The organism is Borrelia duttonii Ly, from assembly GCF_000019685.1.
In the GTDB taxonomy this organism is placed as follows: domain Bacteria; phylum Spirochaetota; class Spirochaetia; order Borreliales; family Borreliaceae; genus Borrelia; species Borrelia duttonii.
Window position 1 is genome coordinate 1 of the sequence record NC_011257.1, and the last position, 23303, is coordinate 23303.

Below are 23303 nucleotides of genomic sequence, written 5' to 3' on the forward strand. Positions count from 1 at the left end.
TATTTTTATAAAAAGCACATACTAAAATGTTTTTCTTAATTAAATCTTTACATATTTGACAAAATACTAATTACAATACCTGTTTGAAGATAAAAATATATTCTCCATCTTCACCACAACTTTACATTTTTTCTTTTTTTTTACATTCCCATATAAAATTAATAATATAAACTTCATAAAATCAATATCATTAGTATAATAAATGTAGGAATACAAGTCCATTTGATTTTACATGTAAATATAAATAATAATTTTAATATAGATATTAAAGTTCACTTCTGATATTTAATTTAGTATGTTAAAAGCATAAACATTGAAGTTTTATTGAAATCTCCTTGATGAGAATTGAGATGAAGTATTGATCTTTATAAACATAAATTTTCAAAAACATTGAAATTTTAGCCTATTAAATTGAAGAATCAAATTTAAAAACACCATTGTTATATATATGAGATAGCATTTTTAATTTTTTATATATAATATTGATGGTAATTAACAAAATTATTGCTTTAATTTTGTTAATTACCATCAATATTATTAAACACCACTCTTTATTTTTGCTTATAACCAATCAAAGATATAGAATGAGTTACTTACAAACAAAGGATTCATTGAAAAATAATTAACGTTTATTTTTTACATAAAAAGAACCGCACAAAATTCTTATTAGGTCAATAATAATGCCAATTCCAAACAAACCAAAAGTAAACATATATAGCAATCCAGTACCAACTCTCCTCGAATAAAATCGATAAATACCAAGATATCCTAAAAAAAAGCACAATATAAATAAAATTAACTTTTTTTCATTATAACAAAGTACACTAGAATTCATTTCATAACAGTTTAACTTATTTGAAACTCCACAATTAACACACATAGCAACCTCTTTTTAACAGCCTTGCCACAAGAAGTACAATACACTTCATCAATACTTTTAGACATATTATTCCTCTCCTATAATTAATAATTTAATACAAGTAATAATATCTGGACCTCAATTTATTTATCATTACTAATTCAATAGATTTATTAAAATAAAAGCATTGAAGAAACTTCAAAGACATATTAATCCTATGAAAAAACTTATAAAAAAAGCATTACAAAATAAATTCGATTCTATTAAATATTAATATAGATAGTAATTAAAAATTAATATTAGAAATAGTCCCTTGTCAAGATTTATTTTAACTATATGAGATAAATATAGCTAAGTTTGTTGACAATTTAATAACCTATTGTCATTTTTTGCCATTTTAATGAATATTAAGACCATTAATAAAAACAAAAATCAAATAAAACCTAATTCAGTCTGGCTATATGATAAACAACATAAAGTTCATCAATAGAATTTGATAATTCTTTTCCTCTCCTATAAAAAAATAACTTTCTGGCATTTTCTTTAACATCTCTAATATCTCCCTGATTTAAAAAAATAGATTCAAAAACAGAAATCATAATTTGAACCAATAAAATATTATTACTATCATTTTCTTTCATACATAATCTGATACTTCGAACAAAATTTTTAGAAATTTCCGCTAATTTTTTTGAAGAACACTGAGACACTATAAAAGAAAACATATCAGCATACATATTTACAGCAGTATCAATAACATTTTCATAAGCATTAATTATCAATTTAACAACATCAACAACTTGATCCATTTTTATTTCGTTACTATCAAAGACAAAATTAACATGATATTTAAAAATTTTCTTAAGTTGTTCAATTGAATCTATCCTCATCTTAGGATTGTGAATTTTAAAATAATTTAAAATATTCTCAAGTTTATCAACAATATTATCAACCTTCATTTTTACTATGACATCTATAGATTCCTTGGTTAATTTAGCATTATCACAATTACCAGAACCATTTACACAATACACATAATTTTTAAGAAAACTATAAATTGTATGATACTCTTGTATAAGAAGACATAACGATCTTGCATATTTAACAGACTTTGTAATAAAAGTCTTAAGTTGAACAATATCATCTTTGCTTAATCGATCAACATCATTTCTAATATTAGCATTATCAATACCAGAATTATTCTCTAGAGCAGGACCATTCCTCATATCAAAACCATTAGCTACAACAAAATCACTCTTGGCTCTAGAACCATTTCTTGCATTACCATTTATATCCTTGACAGTTTTAGTTCCGTCAACTGCATTTTTACATGATACTATAGATATTAGCATCAATAATATAAATACATCATTATATCTGGTCATTTTTCTCCTCCTTTTTAAAATCAAAAGCTTGTGTACAACATTTTACTTCCAAATTAGCAATAATCAAGAATATACTACTGATTAAAATTCATAAAAAAAGTAAACACTGAAATTATATACAGATAGAACATCAATTATATAAATATATTTATCTTGAAATTAAATTTCATCATATATACACTAAGACTTTTACCCTCAATTTAGGGTAAATATAAATGGATAACTATAAAACAATTATTTAAGAAAATTCAAAATTATAAATAATATAAAACTTCACTACAAAATCAAACAATAAATTTTTAATTCTCCAAAACATCATGAGTATGAGATTCTCTTAATGATGCGGAACTTATTTTGACAAATTTAGAATCTCTCTTTAATTCTAATATTGTCTCAACTCCCAAATATCCCATCCCAGACATTAAACCTCCCTTTAATTGAAAGATAATGTCTTTTACCTTGCCAACATAAGGAACCATCCCCTCAATACCCTCAGGAACCAATTTTCCAGGAGAATCTTTACTTTCAAATTGAAAATACCTAGATTTAGAACCCCTAGCCATAGCAGCAAGAGATCCCATACCAACATAAATCTTAAATTTCTTGCCATTATACATTACTTCCTCTGAGGGAGATTCATGAGCCCCAGCAAAAAGATTCCCTATCATCACACTATCAGCTCCTGCAGCAATTGCTTTAACTATATCTCCTGAAAATCTAATACCACCATCTGCTATAATGCAAATATTTGTATCTTTACAAGCCTCAAAAACATCATTAATTGCTGTCAACTGTGGCACACCAACTCCTGCAACTATTCTTGTTGTACATATACTCCCAGGACCTATTCCCACTTTTAAACAATCCGCACCTGCATCAATTAAATCAAAAGCCGCTTCTTTAGTTACTATATTACCTGCAATAACATCCAAATTTGGATATTTACTTTTAATTTTCCTTACAATCTCAATTACCTTAGTAGAATGTCCATGTGCAGAATCAACAACAATAACATCAACATCTGCCTTAACCAATTCTTCAACACGCTCTAAAGTATCAACATCAGTAGAAACAGCTGCCCCAACCCTCAATCTATCATTCATATCTTTACATGCATTTGGAAAATATTCTTGATGTTCAACATGATCTATATCCTTGCAAGTTATTAATCCTCGCAAACTATTTGACTCATCAACAATAAGTAACTTTTCTATCTTATGCTTAAATAAAATCTCTTTGGCTTCTGACAACGTAATATCTTCTTTTGCAGTAATTAATTTTTTAGTCATTGCATTAATCACAGGAATATTATCATCTGCAATATACTTAATGTCTCTACTGGTTACTAAACCTAATATTTTACCTGCATGATCTGTAACTGGCAATGCAGAAATATTATGTTTAACAATCAACCTTCTAGCCTCTTTAATACTAGTATCCTCATTAATCGTAATAAGATTCCTTATAATCCCATTACGATGATAAGATTTTACTATTTCCACCTCTTTCCTTTGCTTTTCAATAGTAATGTTCTTATGTATAACACCTATCCCACCTTCCTTTGCCACCGCTATCGCCATTCTACTTTCTGTAACTGTATCCATAGCTGAACTTAAAAAAGGTATATTTAAATATATATTTCTTGTTAATCTTGTCTTCAAATTAACATCACTAGGTAATATAGATGATTTCCTAGGAACTAAAGAAACATCATCAAAAGTCAAAGCTTCTTTTACTATTTTATCCATCAATTATTTCTCCCTCATTCACTAATTTATAATTATTCCCATTCTATCGTCGCTGGGGGCTTAGAAGAAATATCATAACACACTCTATTTATCCCCCTAATTTCATTAATTATTCTTGATGAAACTTTTCTTAAAAAACTATAAGGTAACTCAACCCAACTAGCTGTCATAAAATCTAGAGTATTAACACACCGAATGACAGCTGTATATTCATATGTCCTGTTATCTCCCATAACACCTACAGATCTTACAGGTAATAACACCACAAATGCTTGTCTTACTTTATAATATAAATTATTTATCAAAAGCTCTTCTATAAAAATATGATCAGCTCCTTGCAAAATATCAATCTTATCTTTTGTTATTTCCCCTATTATTCTTATTGCCAATCCTGGCCCTGGAAATGGATGTCTATAGAGAACTTCCTCTTCAAGACCCAATTGCACTCCCAATTGAATTACCTCATCTTTAAAAAGATTCCTTAACGGTTCTAATAAATTTAGGTTAATTTTATCAGGAAGTCCCCCTACATTATGATGTGATTTAATATTTTTTGAAGAGCAAACACACCCATAATGATCGACACCATACTTAAATAAAAAATAATTAATCCAATAAACTTATATTAACTTTCTAATTACCAGAATAACAAAAATAAACACCTTATATTCAATAATTACCTTATTCATACCATAATCGTTTAACATTATTTTTCTTTATTAGTAAAAATTTATTCAATTCAATAGCCTCATAAATTCCTAACAACAAATACTATAAAACACTACTATTTTTATCTAAAAACAACATATCCTTTGAAACAAATTAACAAAAAAACAACAAACTCAATATCAAACATTGAGTATTATATTTCACTAAATCATCACTATTAAGTCTATCTTAAAAGTAATTAATAAGTAATGATTAATACTTTTTCCTAACTTTATAATAAAAAAATTTATTAAAATCAATAATACAAATTATGTCACTTCAAATACTCAATCTAAATCCTAAATAATAAAAAAATTATCAATAACTATCTTTCATATCTATCAATCACCATACAAAATTCTTTAGAAAATGTTAGCTTAGCTAATTTAATGAGAAAATATCAACTTTAAAACAAAAATAAAAAATAACAAAAATATAACGGGAGAAACTTTGATACCTTCTCTGGTAATTAAACCATATAACACACTTATAATCACATAAAAAATTATCCCTACTCCTATACCCACAGCTATACTATAAGTTAGAGGAATTAAAAATAATATTAAAAAACTTGGAATAGCTTCTCTAATATTTGCAAAATCAATATTTTTTATGTCCTTGCACATAAAAAATCCCACATATATTAAAGCAGCTGATGTAGCACCAGTAGGAACAGCAACAAATAAAGGTGCAAAAAATACCGACAATATAAATAAAATACCTGTAACAACTGACGTAAATCCTGTTTTACCTCCCTCTGCAATGCCTGTTGAACTTTCAATGTAGGTAGTCACAGGAGATACTCCTAACAAAGCTCCAAAAGTTGTAGCAACAGCATCAACTAATAATATTTTATTAGCATTACGTATCTTACCTCGACTATCAACCAAATTACCCTTTGACGCAACTCCTACCAAAGTCCCAATAGTATCAAATAAATCATTAAATAATAAAATAAATACTATAAAACTAAAACTCCAAAAATTTTTACCCAACACATATTCAAAACTCAATTTATTAAATATAGGTGCAATTGATTCATATCTTAAAAAACCATCTGGCAACCTAATACCCATATTTAAAGCAGCATTTCTATCAAAAAGAGCATAACACCATGCTATTAAAGTGGTCATACAAATTGACAATAAGATACTCCCTTTCATCATTTTCAGTTCAAAAACAAATATAGCAATAATACCTAACAATGTAAGTAAAACCTTAAAATTCATAATATGACCAAGTCCAACCAACGTAGACTCATTCCTAACAATGATCTCACTATTAACGAAACCAATAAATGCAATAAATAAACCTATACCAACAGTAATCGCACACCTTAAATTCCCTGGTATAGCATTTACAATCTCTTCACGCATTCCTGACAGAGACAAAACAATAAAAATAATACCCTCAATAAAAACTGCTCCCAAAGCTATTTCCCAAGGTATATTCATTCCTTTTACAACAGAAAACGCAAAAAACGCATTAATACCCATCCCCGATGCCAATGCTAAAGGAGTATTTGTATAAAATCCCATAAAAATGGTAGCAAATCCAGCCGTTAAACATGTAGCTGTTACCAATGCTCCTATAGGCATACCTGCATGAGAGAGTATATAAGGATTAACAACTATTATATATGCCATACTTAAAAACGTTGTAATTCCAGCTATAATTTCTGTTTTATAATCAATACTATTATTTTTAATCTGAGATATTAATGTTTCATTATTGTCACTCAAAATAAATTCCTCCCAAACATCTTAGTTGTATCAAAAATTAAAATTAATATCATTATACTCTTATATTAATACTATAATCAAAAAATAAAAAAAAAGATAAAAATCACTATATACAAATATCTCAAATAATCTTATTATTTTGCAATAACACATCTTCACTATTAGAATTATTAGAAAAAATAATAGTCTTAAGTACTTGACCAGCACTATTTATAATAAAAAATTTTTTTCTTCTAATAAGCTCTAGATACACTTTTAGAGACACATCCTTACCAACACTAAAAAAAGTCTGAATATACTCGCTACCAATTCTTTTATATCTCCTAAATAAAAACAAAGCTACTATATCATTGTCACACTTTAAAAACAATGGTTCTTTATATCTTAAATGAAACTTTCCAGCAATGGTAAAATAATGCCTTAAAGAAATTTTATTATTCCCAAATATTAATCTAATATATTTTGAATTTTTACTTAACCCTTCAAGACCCTTATCAATATCCTTCAAATCAATAGTCTCACAAGAAAACATTAAAAAAACAAAATGTAATAAAATAAAATATTTAATAAACTTTATCATTAACCTATTATGGAAATTTTATATACCAACATAATTTATTATAAAATATTATTCTCAAGAGCATACTTCAGAGTATTTCTACTACTTTCAAAATCAACATCAATAAACTTGGCATCATATTCAAGAGTCTCACGAGTCCATACTTGATAAGAATACTCATCTAAAACAAAAGATAAACTTTTATGAGGATTAAGAGCCCTTAAGATTAAATCAGAATTGCCTCTATCAATATTAACATATAAAAATCTAAATCTCCCAATACTTACAACTTTAGAAATACTAACATTACCAATATAGTTACCATCTTGTATCAATTTCAAATAATCACTATTAAAATCCGACTTTAAGTCCAAATTCAACACTATATTCAAGAACACAGAAAAATTATTAGTTAACTTATCTCTTTTGATATAAATTTGACTGTTTGGATAAAAATAAAGAAAATAACTTGCCCTCTCTATTTTATCAAATTTTTTATCTAAAATCTCATGTACACTTAAAGTCTTACATGAAAAAAAAAACAAAACAAATAAGAAAAAACTATATCTCATAATTAAATTATATTATACAATATGAAAAGGAGAATGTTTATATTGAATGAAATCCAATAATTTTAGCTCATATATTAAAACACCTTATATTTATTCTGATTATATAATCTCAAAATATGCTGTATTGCTTATCCCCGTCCCTATCATCAAAATTGCAATAGGAGAAGGACTTAAAGTATTTGAAATTACATTTGAAGAAAAATATAAAAATTTTTCTGGATATATTAAACCAAATAAAAAAGCTATATATATAAATGAAACAATGAACTTAACAAATAAAAGATTCGCAATAGCACAGCAACTTGGTCACTATTTAATGCATAAATACCAAGTTTTTAATCCATCAAAAAGAACAGATATAATCAATACTAAAGATAATAACATGACAATAGAAGCTAACATATTTGCAACAAATTTATTAATCCCAACTACCACTCTAAAACTAAAAGTACCACAATATAAATCAATAAGATATCCACAAAAAATAATGGCAAAAGAATTTCAAGTATCTGAAAATATCATACACTTTAAATTAAGTATGCTCAATGAAATCCATAAAATTGAAAAAGAAAACAAAATACAAAAAAAATTAAAAACCAAACAAATAGATAGAACAAAAGCTAAGGATCTGTTACTACAAAACATAGACCAATTAAAAAAATCAATAGCAATAGACCTAGAAAAAAGAGAAATTACAAGAAAAGCAAGCATAAAAAAAATTTTTGAAGAATTAGAGTAAACAATCACCAATTATTGAACGGAAAAAATCTCAAGCATATTTTCTAATTTACGTTTAGCAACAAATAAAGATCTCTTATCTTGAATAAGCATATCCAAAAAATTTTTCTTAATAACAACCCAAGACTTGTTACCTATATTTGTCCTATAAAAAGGAACATTTATTCTTAAAGGAAATTTCTCTTTAATATTATGTCTATCAAAATACTTCAAAATTTCTGACTTAAAAGATGAACCCTGCACTATACTATACGCTACAATAATTTTATACAACTTCTTATTATACAAATAAAGCTTTTTAATATATTCAATGTTACTATTATAACTAGAATCAGAAATAGAAACAAAACCCTCTTGATCTCCTTTGATAAATTCAAAGTTATTATTGTATAAATCATTTAAAACTGCATATTTTTTAAGATCAATACCCGAAATCCTTAGTTCAGGATATGCCATCAACTCTCTTAAAGTCAAAAAATTGAAATCATCATTACTGTCAAATTCATCTAACAAAACTGTATAACAACTTAAAAAAAACAAAAAGATAAAGAAAATATAAAAATTTAAAAAAATACGCATATAACAACTCGATTATACTTTTTCATCAAAACAAAGTAAATAAAATAACTTTGTTTTGATATAATAATGTATGAAAATCAATCTAAAGGAACTTAAATGAGCTATCACACATTAAGTAATATATCTATATATGTTGGATATATTATTATAGGAATTACATCATTTACCATTTTTAATACAAATTTAAGAATTAAAATCAAGAATAAAATGAAAAAACTAAGTTTTTTATATTATACGACCTTATTTATTTTTTTTATAATCGCTACTAATTTATCTCATTATTTTTCAGAAAAACAATTATTAGAAGATTTTCAAAAATTTAAAAAGGATTTTTTCGAAATACACAAAATCAATGAAACATTTTTAAAAAAATACATTTTACCATTAAAAGAACCAATCAAAATGGAATTAATGTCAAAATTAAATCCAATAAATACAATATTCAATGCTAGTATTGAAAAATACTCACAAAAAATCAATAAAACACCAACTGATATCAAAAAAAATTATGATGCATACATTAAAGCAACAAATACAGAAATTAAAAGTAAAATTTCTCAATTAGAAAGAGAAATTTTACCAATGTATAACAAATATAAATTACCTTGTTCAAATAATCAAATATCAAACATCAGTGTTGACAAAGATGGAAATATCATTCCTATTCTTAGGAATTCAGAAGGCAAAATAACAAATTTATTATTCTATGATCAAACATACAATTTGACTCCATTTAAGGTATATAACAATCATAAGGTTAAATTTGATATCACTAAAGATGATAATCATTATTTTAAAGAACTCATTAATGTTTATTATATTGACTCACACAACACCAAAAGAAATATTGATTATTATAAAAATAACATCGATACGATCCCTTATTATATAGATTTAACAGAAAATCAGGACAACTTTTTAAAAAGCATCAAAATTAAAAATGAATACAAGGAATATATTAAAGAAAAAAACAAACTAAAAATGTTGATAAATAATGACAAATTAAATGATTTTAAAACATTCTTAAAACAAAATCCAAATACATTTTCTCTAAATACAATATTTTCAGATGGAAATCCCGTATTAATTTATGCAATAAAGTCAAAAGCTAAGAATATAATAAATCATATAATGTCAAAAGATTTCAATATAAATCTAACCGATCAAGAAAATAAAACAGCACTTCATCATGCAATAATTAATGAATATGATATCACTTTCATTAAATCTCTTATAACAAAAGGAGCAAACCCACATATAAAAGACCTCACAAAAAAACTACCATCAGATTATACTCCCAAAGATGGAGAAATTTACCAATACTTACATATATATAAGATAATAAAAATAATTAATTAATTATTTTTATTATCTTATAATATGGTAAATATTAATTAAATTAATTAATATTTACCATACTCTATAATTGCATATTGAATTGAAAATAAAAAAATTAAATTATGCAAAAGATATTTTACAGTTACTCAAATATACAAACTTATTTTAATATACACTATTCAAATAAAAATCAAGAAATAAGATAGAATTGTATTACTATACATCTCACATAAAAAATACTATAATATCAAACTAATTCAATTTTTAATATTATTGATAAAACAAGATTTCAGACTGAAAAATTAATAAGATAGATATTTATGCTTATTAAAACTAATATTAACATGCATAAAATATTAAAACTTTTCAATTTCTCTTAAGAGCAACTATTTTCACTATTTAACCCATTACATTTATCTATGGCAAAGACTTGTACCTTAAAAACCAGAAAAAAGATAATAAAATAATTTATATAATGACAAACATAAAGATATATTTAACAACTTAAGAAACAAAAATAATCCAAAAGACCAAAAAATCTTGACAAGATCATACATAATTAAATGTAAAGACACTTACATTATAAAATTTAAAATTGAAATATATGAAATTCAATCTATTAAAAGAACGCTCATCAAAAATTACAACTAAGACATAAAATGAAAATAAACAACATTATTGTATCACAATATAGAATTCTTTAATTCTTTGAAAAAGAATTTTATCTTTAAAATTTATTTACAAGATTACCAAATATTGTTAATATTAATCAATAATATAATTAACATTTTTAATTATATTAAATTTAATAACAATTTAAGGGAGGGGATATTATGTCAATACTATCAAAATCTATATTTACAACATTACAAAAAGTAGGAAAAGCTTTCATGTTACCAATAGCTTTGCTACCAATAGCCGGACTTTTACTAGGAATCGGCAGTGCTCTTACTAACAAAACAATGATTCAAACCTATGGAATTGAAGCACTATTTGGAGAAAAAACTATAATGCATGCAACATTGTCTTTGATAAAATATACAGGAGAAGTTATTTTCGCAAACTTACCCTTGATGTTTGCAATAGCAATTCCAATTGGACTAGCAAAAGCTGAAAAAGGAACAGCAGCACTTGCTGGTGTCATAGGTTTCTTAGTTATGCATCAAACCATTAACGGAGTTTTATCAATTCAAGGCATTACTCCTGCAACCACAAATGTAGAAGCACTCTTAGCAATTGGAACAACCGAAGCAGAAGCAATTTCTAAAAGTCAAGAATATACAAATGTACTTGGAATTTTTTCCCTACAAATGAGCGTAATGGGAGGAATGATAGCAGGATTTATTGCAGCAATGCTTCATAACAAATTGCACAATATCCATCTACCTACATTTCTAGCATTTTTTGGAGGATCAAGATTTATTCCCATCATAACCACACTTGTAATGTTTATAGTAGGAATAATTTTAACATGTATTTGGCCATTCATTCAAGGTATGATGACCTCATTAGGCAATATCATAGAAAAATCGGGATATTTTGGCTCATTTGCATATGGAGCAATTAAAAGATCTTTGATACCTTTTGGACTTCATCATATCTTCTACATGCCTTTCTGGCAAACATCTCTAGGCGGAACAATGGAAATTAATGGAGAATTGATATCAGGAGCACAAAATATATTCTTCAAACAATTAGCAGATCCTAATACTACACATTTTGAAGTCACAAAAGGAACCCGTTTTTTTAGTGGAGAATTTATAGTAATGATTTTTGGATTACCTGGAGCTGCTCTTGCAATGTATCATACAGCAAAAACCGAGAATAAAAAAGATGCTGCTTCTCTATTAATATCAGCTGGCTTTACATCAATGCTAACAGGAATCACAGAACCCCTTGAATTTGCTTTTCTATTTGCAGCACCTGCTCTCTATTATCTCATATATGTCCCGCTCTTTGGACTTGCTCACTTATTAGCTCATATTTTCAATATTGGGGTTGGATTAACATTTTCTGGTGGGTTAATTGACATGTTCTTATTTGGCATATTACAAGGCAACAGTAAAACAACTTGGATCATGATTCCTACTATTGGAATATTTTACTTCATAGGGTTTTATTACATTTTTAAACTTGCAATTACAAAATTCAATCTTAAAACACCTGGTCGCGAAGATATAGAAGAAGACATAATAAAAACAAACCCACACAAAACAAAAATCTCAGAAATTGCGAGAAAAGTACTAGAAGGACTTGGAGGAAAAGGAAATATAACATACCTTGATGCATGTGCATCAAGATTAAGAATAAATGTTAATCAAATAGAATTAGTAAAGTCTGACATTTATTTCAAATCTATTGGAGCAAGCGGTATGCTTAAAAAAGGAAATGATATTCAAATCGTATTCGGAGGAGTCTCTGATAATATAAGAATGGAAATAAACAAAATTCAAATTACTAAATAATCAAAAAATATAAACTAACAATAAGAGGAGAGAAATATTATTAAAAACTACTCCTCTTATCATTTTTGAAAGGAGGAATACAATGATGCATAAATATCAGTATTTCATTTCTGGAAAAGTACAAGGCATAGGATTTAGATTTTTCACAGAACAAATAGCAAAAAAAATAGGAATTAAAGGATTTGTCAAAAATTTAGATGATGGAAGAGTAGAAATAATAGCTTTTTTTATCAATAACAAACAAATCGACTCATTCGAAAATGCACTAAAAAAAGGCAATGGATATTCAAAAATTCACAAAATAGAAAAAAAAATCTTAGATACAAAGTACCCCTTCGATTTTAAAAATTTTTGTTCTTATTATTGATATTAATATTTTTCCTAATATTTGCCTTAATTACTTTCATTTTACCAACCTTTGGTTTATTATTACTTTTACTTACAACCTTCAAGCTTTTAGTACTAGATTTAAAAAAATGTTCAACTCTAAATTTTAAAAATTCTAATGACTTCCTATCCTTACAAAAAATATTTAAATTGCCATCGGAAAATTTAATATCAAGAGCATGATTTGTTTCTGTTCTTAAAAAATTACACGAAATAAATTCTCCATTTAACTTATTTCTTTGAAAAAGAAAAAAATACTTTTTACCCCTTTTAGAATCTCTAAAATCAATTTTCAACCAATCCTGCATTGGTTGAATTGAAACCAAATTATCATAAAGATAAGAAATATAAACCATTCTATTATCATCGACACTTAATGCCTTTTTAAAAAAATAAAGAAATCCTGTATCCATACAATTAAAATATATTACAATAATATAAATCAAAATATTTAAAAAAACTTAAATAAATTCAATAAAATTGATACTAAATATACTTCTTTCAAGTATCATATCCAAAAATCAAAGATAAATATTCTCCTAATTTTGCATAATTATAATTATAACCATATTTTTGCTTAAAAAGCCTACGAATTTTAACATTAAGACCTCTAAGCATTTCTAATTCTGCCAAACCTTTTTCTATCATAAATTCCTGAATTACACGCAAAGTCTTAATATAATTATCATCTATAATGTTACAAGACTCTAACAATGTATTTAATCTTTCCATATTAACAACAGAATATGTAGTCTTTCTCCTAACATAGGTATGTATTCGTTTGTTAAGCAGTTTTAATAAATCAAAATCAGCATTATCATCCAAATTTTCTAAGATATAACGATTATAATGAAAAGCTGTTATTATATCATCATGCTCATGCCCTAAGACTGTAGTGATCCACAAATTTAACTCCATATTCTTTGGAGCAAATGCAAGATAAGAAAATCTACTATAAAGTCTTCTGCAAAAATAAATCGACTCTTCGGGTTCAAATATATTTTCAAAAATCTTACGAAATAATCTATTATAACTATAAGCAAGATTTGAAGATATAATCTCTTTTGACAGCTTTTCTGTCCTTTCCATATACCTTATTTCTGATATTGAATCAATTACCAATCTAGAATCAGCAAAAGTAGGAAAAACTATTTCATGAATTAAATTATGCTCTTTCTTTTTAGCAATATGTTTCATTAAGATATGTTCATTATCTTGAACATAAAATTCAGAAACCTTCATTATTTCAACAGGACGTCGACCTGTAGCCATTAATACTCCATAAAATTTCAACCTAATATCTCTTTTTTGAGTCAATAAAATGTTTATGATTTTAATATAAGTCTTCAAATTTATTTTGACTGATATTTGTTCTCTTCTGTAACTATTAATCTTTGAAATCTTATAATGATGTGCATAATCATTTAACCATTCAGGACTTTTAAACAAACCAAGAAAAGATTCAAAATAAACTTTCTGACCAAGAATATTATGAGCAATCATCAATTCCTCAATCTTACATAAATCTTTTATATCAATATTAGAAAGTTCTTTTATTTCTTTAGGAATCCAAAAAAATAAAAGTTTATTCTTTTGCCTAATTTCTTCAATCACAGCAAGATTTATATATTCTTTTATTATTTTACGTGTTTTAGAAAGATTTAATATCATTGAAAGGTTAGTAAATTTATCTTTTCTCAAAAGCATATTTTTATGCTTTTCAGCAAGCATTTCAAGACCCATCTTTAACTTAGAATATGAAATTTCCTGCTTCAAATACTTAACATATATTTCTTCTAAGTTTTTTCTAAACAACTCAAGATCTTTTTTGATATTTACTTTTAAAGACATACTAAACACATTATATCAAGAAAAGATAATAAGAACACCTATTCAACCTACAATAATTTTTATTATATATAAATAAAATTACTTAAAAACTTCTATTATTGCATAAATCTCTCAATAGCTTTAAAAACATAATAATAAAGAACAATATAAGTTTCTCTTAAAACAGAATATTCAGAACTTCCTACAAAATACATAAGTTCACTCGTGCTTGAATTAAGATCATCTTTATGATTTCTATTCTCAAATTCACGATTAATCTCTTCTACATATCGTAAATTAAAATTATAAGTAGAAATTTGTCTATCATTTTTTATATCAAGATCATTACCTAAACCTAAAGAAACTTTTTTCTTAAACAACTTTTTAACTTGAAACTCAAATACATTGGGAGAAATAACATTTAAAAAATCAAAATTAAAACCAAAATTAAAAATAAAACCAAATTTATAATCTAATAAAACTGCTATCCTTGAAAATAATATTATTTCCATAACAATGTTTTTTGTGGTTTTATCTAATATAAAATAATAAGAATAGCCGTTAATATCTTTAACAGATTCAAAATAATTCTTAGAATGAAAATAGGTTTTAAACTTATTATTACCTAAAGGCTCATACCTCGATATTTCTAATCTGATTGCATCTTCTAAAGGAGTAAAAAATTTCGAAGAAACATCAAAATTACAAGAAAAAAAAATAAACATAAAAGACAAAAAAAATTTATAGACTACACCCAAAAACCCCTCGTGACAAATCCAAATACTATCTTATCTTAATAAAACACACACCTAACAATATAGCCTAGATAGGCTAGCAAATAATTCATCAATTAGAACTATGAAATTCTATAATGATGATGATAATCATATTCTATAATAATAATAAACAAAACAATACAAAATGTTAACGTGTTATTTAAAGACTTTACTTTTCATAAACATTTAATTAAAATATCATTAGTATTTTGCAGATAAATATCAAACGATAGGAGTTTAAAATGAGACGCAAAAAGATAAACAAAATTCCATTTAACAAAGTAGTAGATCGAAGACTAAAGGTGTTTTGGGTAATTAAAAAACTGCAACATAATTATTTTACAAATAAAAAAAGATATTCTCTAAGAAATGTTGTAATTATGGTAAATTCAATATTAGAAAAAAACGGATTTAAAACAGTAACAAGAAGAACTATACAAAGCGATATTACAAGCATTGAAAAAATTGGACTACTAAAAACCGATTTCAATCCTCTTGGAAAAAATAATGGAAGTTTTACTTATTACATAATCAATAAAAATCTTGAAAAGATGGCTAATAAAGCAATAAGCACAGCTTATTTTATACAAAAAAAGAAAAATACAGAGCAAGCTATAGACAAAGCTATTAATAAAGACAAATTAAAAGAACAAAAGCAACAATTCAAAATTTCACATCAGATATTTTCATGTCTTTTAAGTTATAAAAAAGGTAAATACTATAAATATAAGAATTCTTATTTCAAAGAGAAAAAAAATGGGACAGAACGCTTAGAAAAGATCATCCTACAAAAGTTTAACATAACGGAAAAAGATCTAAATGAAATCAGAAATATTGTGGAAACTCAGTTAAGTTATAAAAACACATTGTGGAATTTGAAAGATTTTATGGAAGCATTGAGGGAATACAAAGAAAATGATGTTGTAGTTTTTTTTAAAACTGTTCTTAAAAAAAAGAGGGATAAAATATGGTTCATGTCCAAAAGAGGTGTTAAAACAGATTTTAACTTTATGATAGGGAGTTTTAAAGACAAAAATAAAACAAAAGCGCAACAAATGTATCAAAATCCAAGAAAAATTGTGGCACCAAAAATGAATTATATAGACGACCCAAATAAGATAGTGAAAGTAAGTGATTTGGTATCTGATATTATAAAGGCAAAAAATTTGATATCCAGTTAGGAATATTAGGAATATATGGGAAGAAAAATATATGGCAACATGTGAATTGAAAGCAAAATTACTGGCAAGAAGATTGGAACTTAATAAGGCAAACAATAATTTTTTTAAGAGAATAGAAGATAAAAATTATAAAAAAATGTATCATACGAAGATTTTTAGCATGATAAACAATTTTGAAGCTAAACCTAATAAGGGTAAATTTTGGCTGTGTTTTAGGAATGTTTTTGATCCCACCAAGTATGAGAGTTTGCATTTGTTTCATATGAGGCAAGGAGATAGATTTATAGGAATCTATTACGGGTTTGCTAGGCTACCTAAACCATTTATTGTACATTACAAAGAGAATGAGGTCAAAAAGACATCTAAAATAATAAAGATATATTATATAGAATTTAGATTTAAAAAAGGGAGTGTTTTTTGTTATTTAAGAAGTTTGTGTACATTGTTGCAATCAAAGAATAAGGAAAAAAATTTTTATAATTCTTTGTTGAGTAGAACATTGAAATTAGAGAAAGAAGTGCATCGGTTTTATGGAAAAGAATATTTTGAGGATAAAGGTGTATTGAAATGGATAAAAGAAAACCAAAAATAATTACTGTAGCTTCAATTAAGGGTGGTGTTGGAAAAAGTACTACAGCTTTGTTTTTTAGCAATATTCTTTCATCTAGAAATTATAAAGTATTATTAATTGATTTAGATCCACAAGCTAGTAGTACTAGTTTTTACATTAATATTATAAAAGGTCAAAATGTAGATATCAAAAAAATAAATATATATAGAGTGTTGAAAAAAGAATTAGATATTGAGAATGCAGTTACTAATGTTAATACGAATATTGATTTTATAGCTAGTCATTTAAGTTTAAGTCAATTTAATGAAGAAAATATATCTTTGAAAGAAAGTTTACTTAAGATATTTTTAAGTTATATAAAGTATCGATATGATTTTATTATTATGGATACAGCTCCTACTTTAGGAAGTTTGCTTAATAACAGTTTAATAATTACTGATTATCTTATTGTTCCTTTGCCTACTGATCAATGGGCGATTGAGAGTTTAGATTTGATCACTAATAGATTAAGAGACATATTTAGAAATGAATTGCCGATGTTTTATTTAGTAACTAACTTGGTTGAAAGACAAAATATAGATAGGGAGTTAAAAAATTTTATTGAAAGTGAGTATAAAGATAATTTTTTGGGGAGTGTTCCCAAGAGAGATAATCTTAGGAAAACTGTTTTTTATAGAAATAATTTTAATCCAAATGAAGATTATTATAAGGCTTATGAAGGGATATTAGATACCTTTTTGAAGAAAATTTATCATAACTAATAGTTCCAAATGGAACCAATAGTTCCAAATTGGAACTATTGGTTTAAAGAGGTGTATGATGAGTAAGAATAAAAGAATAGAGATAGTTAGGAGGATTGATTTAGAACTTGATGGAATTAAAGAGTTTAATAAAACAAGAGAAGAGAGATATTTAGAATTAAAAGAAAAACTTAAGGTTTTAATAAAAGAAGAATCTTATAATAAAATAGAAACCGCTAGAATTTTTAAAGAAATTAATGAAAGTAAATATTATGCTCTTGATGGGTATAAAAGTTTTGCGTCTTTTATTAAAAGTTATAAAATAGCAAAGACCTCTATATATAGATATATTAAATTGGTGGCGGGAATTGATAGTGGTAAAATTGACTATGATTTAATTTTAAATAGAGGGGTAGATTATGCTATTCAATTGTTAGAAAATGGGCATCTCCTTTGTAAAAGTAGTGCTAAACCTTTAAAATCTTTAAGATTTAGATTGGATGATGAAGAGAGTTTTAGTTTTTATAGATCAAATATAAAATTTGCTAGTTTCTTGCTTCAGGAAGTATACAAGATTGAAAAGGATTTTTTTTATAAGATGCAAGATAGATATAATAGTTTAAAAACATAGTGAGTTTATCTTATTTTGTTAAAATTATCTATTATTTTAATTAATATTGGACTTTTATAATATATTTTATGTTTATTTATTGTTTAATAATATAAAAACTTTTAAAAAAGACTTTACAAAAAAAAATAAAATAGTTTATAATTGTTTTATAGATTGAGATTTGAAGTCTCACTCTTATTGTTTGATTAGAATAATAGGTTGGCTACAGTAAAGTAGCCTTTGTCATTTTAATTATATTTAAGAGAATGTTGATATTATTTCTGTTTATTGACTGATATTTATTGATGTTTTTTGTTGATTAAGAATGGTTTGTATGCAAATATGAACTTTATGTGTAAGAATCTTTCTTGGTTCGTAAATAAATAAAGAGCTTTAAAATTAACTTTATGTGTTTTTAGGTTAACTTTAAAGCTCTTTTTATTTTTTTATATTTTGTTTTTCAGTGTGTTTGTTTTTGATATATTGCTTTTCTGTTATATTGAGTTTTATTAAGAAATTTTTGATTTTAGTTTTATTCATTTTAAGTGTTTCTAATCCCACTTGAATTTTGACGTCTTCTTTGTTATATACATATTCGTCTTCATTTAATAGTTTTTCTAATATAGTTTTATTTAATATGAAGGAGGATGCATTAACCCATTTTCCACTTGAAGATTTGTTATCATATTCATAGCTTGTTTTACCTTCTATTTTTGTTGTGTCTGGAAGTATTAGTGGGGTTTGTTTAATTATGCTGTGATTTTTTAATTTGGTGTGTAAAAATATTTGAGTTGTGTTATTTTGATAGTCTATTACACCTTTTAATTCTAAATTTTTATTTAAATATTGGTATATTCTTACTTTCTTATTTATTGTGTCATGTTCAATGTCTATAGATGAGCATGCTAAAAATAGAAAAATTAATAGCATTGTTGTTTGTTTTAAATTTTTGAAAGAATATAACACTTAATTTCCTCCTTTTATACTATAACAATATGTATAGCATGTATTTACAATTAAATTTTTTATAAATAGTTTATGATATTTGATATCTTTTGAACATTATACTTTAATAAATTTAAAAAACAAGAGTATTGATCTTGAATTATTTTTGAATTATGTTATAATTATAATAAAGATATTAAATTGTTTTTAGATTTGAGGTGGTTTTTTATTAATCCTTTAGTAGAGGAATGTTTTAGTTAGATTAGCTTTTATCTTGGTCTGTTCATTTGTTTAAAATTGAGAATAATATATCTTATTTGTTTTGCATAAGTTTGATTTTCGGGTTGAAATTTTTGTTTATTGTATTTTTTCTTAGAAGATTTTAGATTTTTTTTTTTTTTTTTTTTTTTTTTTTTTTTTTTTTTTTTTTTTTTTTTTTTTTTTTTTTTTTTTTTTTTTTTTTTTTTTTTTTTTTTTTTTTTTTTTTTTTTTTTTTTTTTTTTTTTTTTTTTTTTTTTTTTTTTTTTTTTTTTTTTTTTTTTTTTTTTTTTTTTTTTTTTTGACAGGTTGCGAATTTTTCATTTGTTTTTTTGTTTTGTGAGATTGTTTAATTATAAATAAAATTTTTTTGTAAAAACTTGAGAAATAAAATTATTGTACTATCTTTTAAAGATAAGCTAGAAAAAAATAAAAAATAAGGAGGCTAGAAGAATGAATAAAGAGAAAAAAGGAGAGGGGAAAGTAAGAGTAAAAGTAGTAATATTAATGGTGATGATGATGGTGATGATGGGATGTAATAGTGGAGGTAGAGATCCAGAGAAAGTATTTTTGAGTGAGATGGTAAATTTAGGGAAAGGATTTATGGAAGTGTTTGTGAGTTTTGGCGATATGATTACAGGGACGTTGGGGATAAAGGCAGAGACTAAAAAAAGTGAGATAGGGAAGTATTTTAGTGATATTGAGAAGACTATGAATTCAGTAAAAAGTAAATTAAACGCTGTAGTGGCAGAGAATGGTGACTATTCAAAGGTGAAAGAAGTAGTTGAGCAGTTTATTAATGGTATATTGGATAAAGTAGCAGAAGGAGCAAAGGAAGCAGCTAGTGGTATTAAAGATGCTAGTGGTAATTTAGGAGATATAGAAAAAGCTGCTGATGCTAGTAAAGGGGCAGAAGCAACTAGTGTAATAAATTTAGTTAAGGGAATAAAGACTATAGTAGATGTAGTGTTAAAACCAAACGAGGGTGATGGACTAAAAGATGTAACTAAATCTCTTGATGACGATAAGAAAAAAATAGGTAAACTATTTGGTGATAAGACTGGCAGTGGAGCAGAAGAGAAACATATAGCAGCGGCAAGTGCATCTATAGGAGCAGTGAGTGGCGTTGATATTCTTCAAGCTATAGCTAAGTCTAGTGGTAATGTGGCTGTTGGGAAGGCAAGTGCAGCAAAAGATGCAGCGGGACTTGCAATGGCTAATGGTGATTCCACTGAAACTACTGATTTAGATGCAGCAGCAAAGAAAGACGCAGTAATGTCAGCTGGTATAGCATTAAGAGCAATGGCAAAGAATGGTAAGTTTATTGTAAAAGATGATGCTGCTAATAAAACAGAAGCAGAAGGAGCTAAGGGTGTATCATCTAATGCTGTTAGCAAGGTATTGTCTACTTTAACAATAGCAATAAGGAATAGAGTGGATGAAGGATTAAAAGAGATAAATAAGGTATTAGGAGAGATTAAGCAAGGATAGGGTTTTGAAGCTAAAGCTAAGACTAATTAAAGGGATTGTTGATATAGTACTTAAAGGGAAAGGAGATCCTGAGGCAGGAGATAGTAACAAGGCTGAGGATTTTAGTGCAAGAGCTGCAAATAATGCTGATGGTGCAGGAAAATTGTTTCTTACTGGTAGTGCTGCTGGTGATGATAAAAAAGCCGCAGCTGATGCAGCAAAAGCAGTTGGTGCAGTGACTGGATCTAACATATTACAAGCTATTGTTAAAGATGCAGGTGATGCTGCTAAATTAGCTGCTAATAATGCGGTCAATAATGATAATATTGCTAACACGAAAGATGGAACGATTAAATAAAATTATTTAAGGAAAACACTTCTCTTTAGTCAAGGGGGAGTTATTTTCCTTTTGTGAGTCTTATGTTGCTAGATATTCTAGTTTCAAGTATTAAATTTATTGTATGAAAACAAGCGTAGAATCTTATTTAAGTGAGATATTTTAATATGTATTATTGTTTTTGGAGTTTTTTTTAACAACTAGTATTTAATAATTAAGTATTGTAATCTTTCAGTAGTTAATCTTGCAATGGATGATTTTATATTTAAAAATGTATAGAAGTAAATTCTAGAGATTTTGTATTTTTAAATTTATAATAAAAGAAATCATCAGTTTTATTTAGATATTTTTTTGAATTGTCATTTGTCATTCATAGTTGTATTCGTTTTATTTTTTTGCCTCAATAGAAAAGCTATAAAAAAAGAATAAAACAAGGAGGCTAAGAAAATGAATGTAGAAGGAATAAAAGGAATAAAAGGGAAGGAAGAATTGAGGAAGGAAGAGGAGAGTAGGAAGGGAAGGATGTAAAGAGTAAAGGGAATAGTATTGGTGATGGTGATGATGGTAGTGATGGGATGTAATAGTGGAGGAGTAAAAGATCCAGAGAAAGTGTTTTTGAGTGATATAGCAAATTTAGGGAAAGGATTTTTGGATGTATTTGTGAATTTTGGAGATATGGTTAGTGATGTTATTGGTATTAAAGCTGATACTAAAAAAAGTGATATAGGGAAGTATTTTAGTGATATTGAGAAGAGTATGCAAGCTATTAAAGTAAAGCTAAGAGAAATTTTAGAGAAGAATGGGAAATATGAAAAAATTAAAACAGTTGTTGATAAATTTATTACAGATAAATTAGATAAAATAACAGAAGGCGCTAAAGAAGTTTCAAATATTGCTGAAGGTGCTGAGTTACTTGGTAATATGGTTACTTCTGATGGTGGAGGTGCTGTTGGTGAGGTTGATAAATTAATAAAGGGAATGAAGACTATTATAGATGTATTAGACCTAAAAGAAGGAAATCCTGATGCTGGTACTGATAAAAAAGCTAAAGATGGTTCTACTTCAAGAGCTCATAATAGTGATGATGCAGGTAATTTATTTGGTAATGATAAAGCTGGTGCAGCTGCTGCTAATGCAAAAGAAGCGGCAACAGATGCAGCAAAAGCCGTAGGAGCCATAACTGGTGCTGATATATTAAAAGCTATTTCTAGTGGTAAAGCTACTGCTTTAGCTAATAATAATTCTGCTTATAATAATGTTGCTGCTGTAACTTCTGCTAAAGATGGGGTTGTAGCAGGAGCTTTAGCTTTAAGAGCTATGGCAAAGGGTGGTAAATTTGCTGGTAACGATGCTGCTAATGATGCTGTGACTATAGTTAAAGATGCAGCATCGAGTGCAGTAAATAAGGCATTAAGTACTCTAGTAATAGCAATAAGAAGTACTGTTGATAGTGTGTTAAAAACAATAAATGAGGCCTTTGCCAGCACACTGGCGCCCTTCCGCAA

General features: G+C 26.4%; 21 protein-coding genes and 2 pseudogenes. 11 read left to right on the forward strand and 12 right to left on the reverse strand.

Annotated features, from left to right (window positions below):
* Window positions 1-622: 622 nt before the first annotated feature.
* From BDU_RS05150 to BDU_RS05180, 7 genes and pseudogenes are all read right to left on the reverse strand, one after another.
* On the reverse strand, window positions 623-880 hold the full coding sequence (locus BDU_RS05150) for a TM2 domain-containing protein (protein WP_012539668.1): 258 nt from the start codon (window positions 878-880) through the stop codon (window positions 623-625).
* A 422-nt stretch (window positions 881-1302) separates the two neighbouring features.
* Window positions 1303-2244: a hypothetical protein gene (locus BDU_RS05155; RefSeq protein ID WP_318250820.1), complete on the reverse strand. Its 942-nt coding sequence runs from the start codon at window positions 2242-2244 to the stop codon at window positions 1303-1305.
* Window positions 2245-2543: 299 nt separating this feature from the next.
* Entirely contained in the window at window positions 2544-3995 is a 1452-nt protein-coding gene (gene guaB, locus BDU_RS05160) for an IMP dehydrogenase (protein ID WP_012539670.1), read from the reverse strand.
* Between the two features lie 29 nt (window positions 3996-4024).
* Window positions 4025-4540: pseudogene (locus tag BDU_RS05165) on the reverse strand (GMP synthase (glutamine-hydrolyzing)); the annotation flags it as partial.
* Between the two features lie 546 nt (window positions 4541-5086).
* On the reverse strand, window positions 5087-6442 hold the full coding sequence (locus tag BDU_RS05170) for an NCS2 family permease (RefSeq protein ID WP_012539671.1): 1356 nt from the start codon (window positions 6440-6442) through the stop codon (window positions 5087-5089).
* 121 nt (window positions 6443-6563) lie between these two features.
* Window positions 6564-7022 carry a hypothetical protein gene (locus tag BDU_RS05175; protein ID WP_012539672.1) on the reverse strand — a complete coding sequence of 153 codons (459 nt, stop codon included), beginning with the start codon at window positions 7020-7022 and terminating at the stop codon, window positions 6564-6566.
* 38 nt (window positions 7023-7060) lie between these two features.
* Window positions 7061-7573, reverse strand: coding sequence for a hypothetical protein (locus BDU_RS05180; protein WP_012539673.1), 513 nt, complete (start codon window positions 7571-7573; stop codon window positions 7061-7063).
* A gap of 46 nt (window positions 7574-7619) precedes the next feature.
* On the opposite strand from BDU_RS05180, the gene BDU_RS05185 reads away from it, so the two are divergent.
* Entirely contained in the window at window positions 7620-8312 is a 693-nt protein-coding gene (locus tag BDU_RS05185) for an ImmA/IrrE family metallo-endopeptidase (RefSeq protein ID WP_012539674.1), read from the forward strand.
* 11 nt (window positions 8313-8323) lie between these two features.
* On the opposite strand, the gene BDU_RS05190 is transcribed toward BDU_RS05185, so the two are convergent.
* Window positions 8324-8824, reverse strand: a complete 501-nt coding sequence (locus tag BDU_RS05190; protein WP_318250821.1) for a hypothetical protein — start codon at window positions 8822-8824, stop codon at window positions 8324-8326.
* 162 nt (window positions 8825-8986) lie between these two features.
* Between BDU_RS05190 and BDU_RS05195 the strand changes: the two genes are divergently transcribed.
* From BDU_RS05195 to BDU_RS05205, 3 genes are all read left to right on the forward strand, one after another.
* Entirely contained in the window at window positions 8987-10249 is a 1263-nt protein-coding gene (locus BDU_RS05195; RefSeq protein ID WP_012539676.1) for an ankyrin repeat domain-containing protein, read from the forward strand.
* Between the two features lie 812 nt (window positions 10250-11061).
* Window positions 11062-12693 (forward strand): PTS transporter subunit EIIC, encoded by a 1632-nt coding sequence (locus BDU_RS05200; RefSeq protein ID WP_012539677.1) that lies wholly within the window; start codon window positions 11062-11064, stop codon window positions 12691-12693.
* Window positions 12694-12775: 82 nt separating this feature from the next.
* On the forward strand, window positions 12776-13060 hold the full coding sequence (locus BDU_RS05205; RefSeq protein ID WP_012539564.1) for an acylphosphatase: 285 nt from the start codon (window positions 12776-12778) through the stop codon (window positions 13058-13060).
* On the opposite strand, the gene BDU_RS05210 is transcribed toward BDU_RS05205, so the two are convergent.
* The 3 genes from BDU_RS05210 to BDU_RS05220 form a co-directional block, all read right to left on the reverse strand.
* Window positions 13035-13493, reverse strand: a complete 459-nt coding sequence (locus BDU_RS05210; RefSeq protein ID WP_038367361.1) for a hypothetical protein — start codon at window positions 13491-13493, stop codon at window positions 13035-13037. The genes BDU_RS05205 and BDU_RS05210 overlap by 26 nt on opposite strands.
* Window positions 13494-13581: 88 nt before the next feature.
* Complete coding sequence (locus BDU_RS05215; RefSeq protein WP_041177832.1) at window positions 13582-14931, reverse strand: protelomerase family protein; 1350 nt, start codon at window positions 14929-14931, stop codon at window positions 13582-13584.
* Window positions 14932-15026: 95 nt separating this feature from the next.
* Complete coding sequence (locus BDU_RS05220) at window positions 15027-15668, reverse strand: hypothetical protein (protein ID WP_012539680.1); 642 nt, start codon at window positions 15666-15668, stop codon at window positions 15027-15029.
* Between the two features lie 260 nt (window positions 15669-15928).
* Here BDU_RS05220 and BDU_RS05225 point away from each other — a divergent pair, with 260 nt between their 5' ends.
* Genes BDU_RS05225 through BDU_RS05240 form a run of 4 tightly spaced genes read left to right on the forward strand, consistent with a single transcriptional unit; the run spans window position 15929 to window position 18809 of the window.
* Window positions 15929-16867, forward strand: a complete 939-nt coding sequence (locus BDU_RS05225; RefSeq protein ID WP_012539681.1) for a plasmid maintenance protein — start codon at window positions 15929-15931, stop codon at window positions 16865-16867.
* A 31-nt stretch (window positions 16868-16898) separates the two neighbouring features.
* Window positions 16899-17459: a DUF226 domain-containing protein gene (locus BDU_RS05230; protein WP_012539682.1), complete on the forward strand. Its 561-nt coding sequence runs from the start codon at window positions 16899-16901 to the stop codon at window positions 17457-17459.
* A complete protein-coding gene (locus BDU_RS05235; RefSeq protein WP_012539683.1) occupies window positions 17435-18199 on the forward strand; it encodes a ParA family protein in 765 nt (254 codons plus the stop codon). Before BDU_RS05230 ends, BDU_RS05235 begins: the two co-directional genes overlap by 25 nt.
* Before the next feature lie 58 nt (window positions 18200-18257).
* Window positions 18258-18809, forward strand: a complete 552-nt coding sequence (locus BDU_RS05240) for a chromosome replication/partitioning protein (RefSeq protein ID WP_041177833.1) — start codon at window positions 18258-18260, stop codon at window positions 18807-18809.
* A gap of 417 nt (window positions 18810-19226) precedes the next feature.
* Here the strand turns inward: BDU_RS05240 and BDU_RS05245 are convergent, their stop codons facing one another.
* A complete protein-coding gene (locus BDU_RS05245) occupies window positions 19227-19754 on the reverse strand; it encodes a hypothetical protein (protein ID WP_012539685.1) in 528 nt (175 codons plus the stop codon).
* A gap of 690 nt (window positions 19755-20444) precedes the next feature.
* On the opposite strand from BDU_RS05245, the gene BDU_RS05255 reads away from it, so the two are divergent.
* From BDU_RS05255 to BDU_RS05265, 3 genes and pseudogenes are all read left to right on the forward strand, one after another.
* Complete coding sequence (locus BDU_RS05255; RefSeq protein WP_012539686.1) at window positions 20445-21482, forward strand: variable large family protein; 1038 nt, start codon at window positions 20445-20447, stop codon at window positions 21480-21482.
* A gap of 25 nt (window positions 21483-21507) precedes the next feature.
* Window positions 21508-21813: pseudogene (locus tag BDU_RS05260) on the forward strand (variable large family protein); the annotation flags it as partial.
* A 537-nt stretch (window positions 21814-22350) separates the two neighbouring features.
* A partial coding sequence (locus BDU_RS05265; protein ID WP_041177839.1) for a variable large family protein occupies window positions 22351-23303 on the forward strand: 953 nt, incomplete at its 3' end.

Excerpts from the sequence above, each read along its gene's own strand:
- BDU_RS05225 (WP_012539681.1), top strand. The coding sequence starts at position 15,929 with ATGAGACGCAAAAAGATAAACAAAATTCCATTTAACAAAGTAGTAGAT.
- BDU_RS05155 (WP_318250820.1), bottom strand. The coding sequence starts at position 2,244 with ATGACCAGATATAATGATGTATTTATATTATTGATGCTAATATCTATA.
- BDU_RS05175 (WP_012539672.1), bottom strand. The coding sequence starts at position 7,022 with ATGATAAAGTTTATTAAATATTTTATTTTATTACATTTTGTTTTTTTA.
- BDU_RS05195 (WP_012539676.1), top strand. The coding sequence starts at position 8,987 with ATGAGCTATCACACATTAAGTAATATATCTATATATGTTGGATATATT.
- BDU_RS05240 (WP_041177833.1), top strand. The coding sequence starts at position 18,258 with ATGAGTAAGAATAAAAGAATAGAGATAGTTAGGAGGATTGATTTAGAA.
- BDU_RS05185 (WP_012539674.1), top strand. The coding sequence starts at position 7,620 with ATGAAATCCAATAATTTTAGCTCATATATTAAAACACCTTATATTTAT.
- BDU_RS05210 (WP_038367361.1), bottom strand. The coding sequence starts at position 13,493 with ATGGATACAGGATTTCTTTATTTTTTTAAAAAGGCATTAAGTGTCGAT.
- BDU_RS05180 (WP_012539673.1), bottom strand. The coding sequence starts at position 7,573 with ATGAGATATAGTTTTTTCTTATTTGTTTTGTTTTTTTTTTCATGTAAG.
- BDU_RS05255 (WP_012539686.1), top strand. The coding sequence starts at position 20,445 with ATGAATAAAGAGAAAAAAGGAGAGGGGAAAGTAAGAGTAAAAGTAGTA.
- BDU_RS05200 (WP_012539677.1), top strand. The coding sequence starts at position 11,062 with ATGTCAATACTATCAAAATCTATATTTACAACATTACAAAAAGTAGGA.
- BDU_RS05215 (WP_041177832.1), bottom strand. The coding sequence starts at position 14,931 with ATGTCTTTAAAAGTAAATATCAAAAAAGATCTTGAGTTGTTTAGAAAA.
- BDU_RS05205 (WP_012539564.1), top strand. The coding sequence starts at position 12,776 with ATGATGCATAAATATCAGTATTTCATTTCTGGAAAAGTACAAGGCATA.
- BDU_RS05235 (WP_012539683.1), top strand. The coding sequence starts at position 17,435 with ATGGATAAAAGAAAACCAAAAATAATTACTGTAGCTTCAATTAAGGGT.
- BDU_RS05230 (WP_012539682.1), top strand. The coding sequence starts at position 16,899 with ATGGCAACATGTGAATTGAAAGCAAAATTACTGGCAAGAAGATTGGAA.
- BDU_RS05150 (WP_012539668.1), bottom strand. The coding sequence starts at position 880 with ATGTGTGTTAATTGTGGAGTTTCAAATAAGTTAAACTGTTATGAAATG.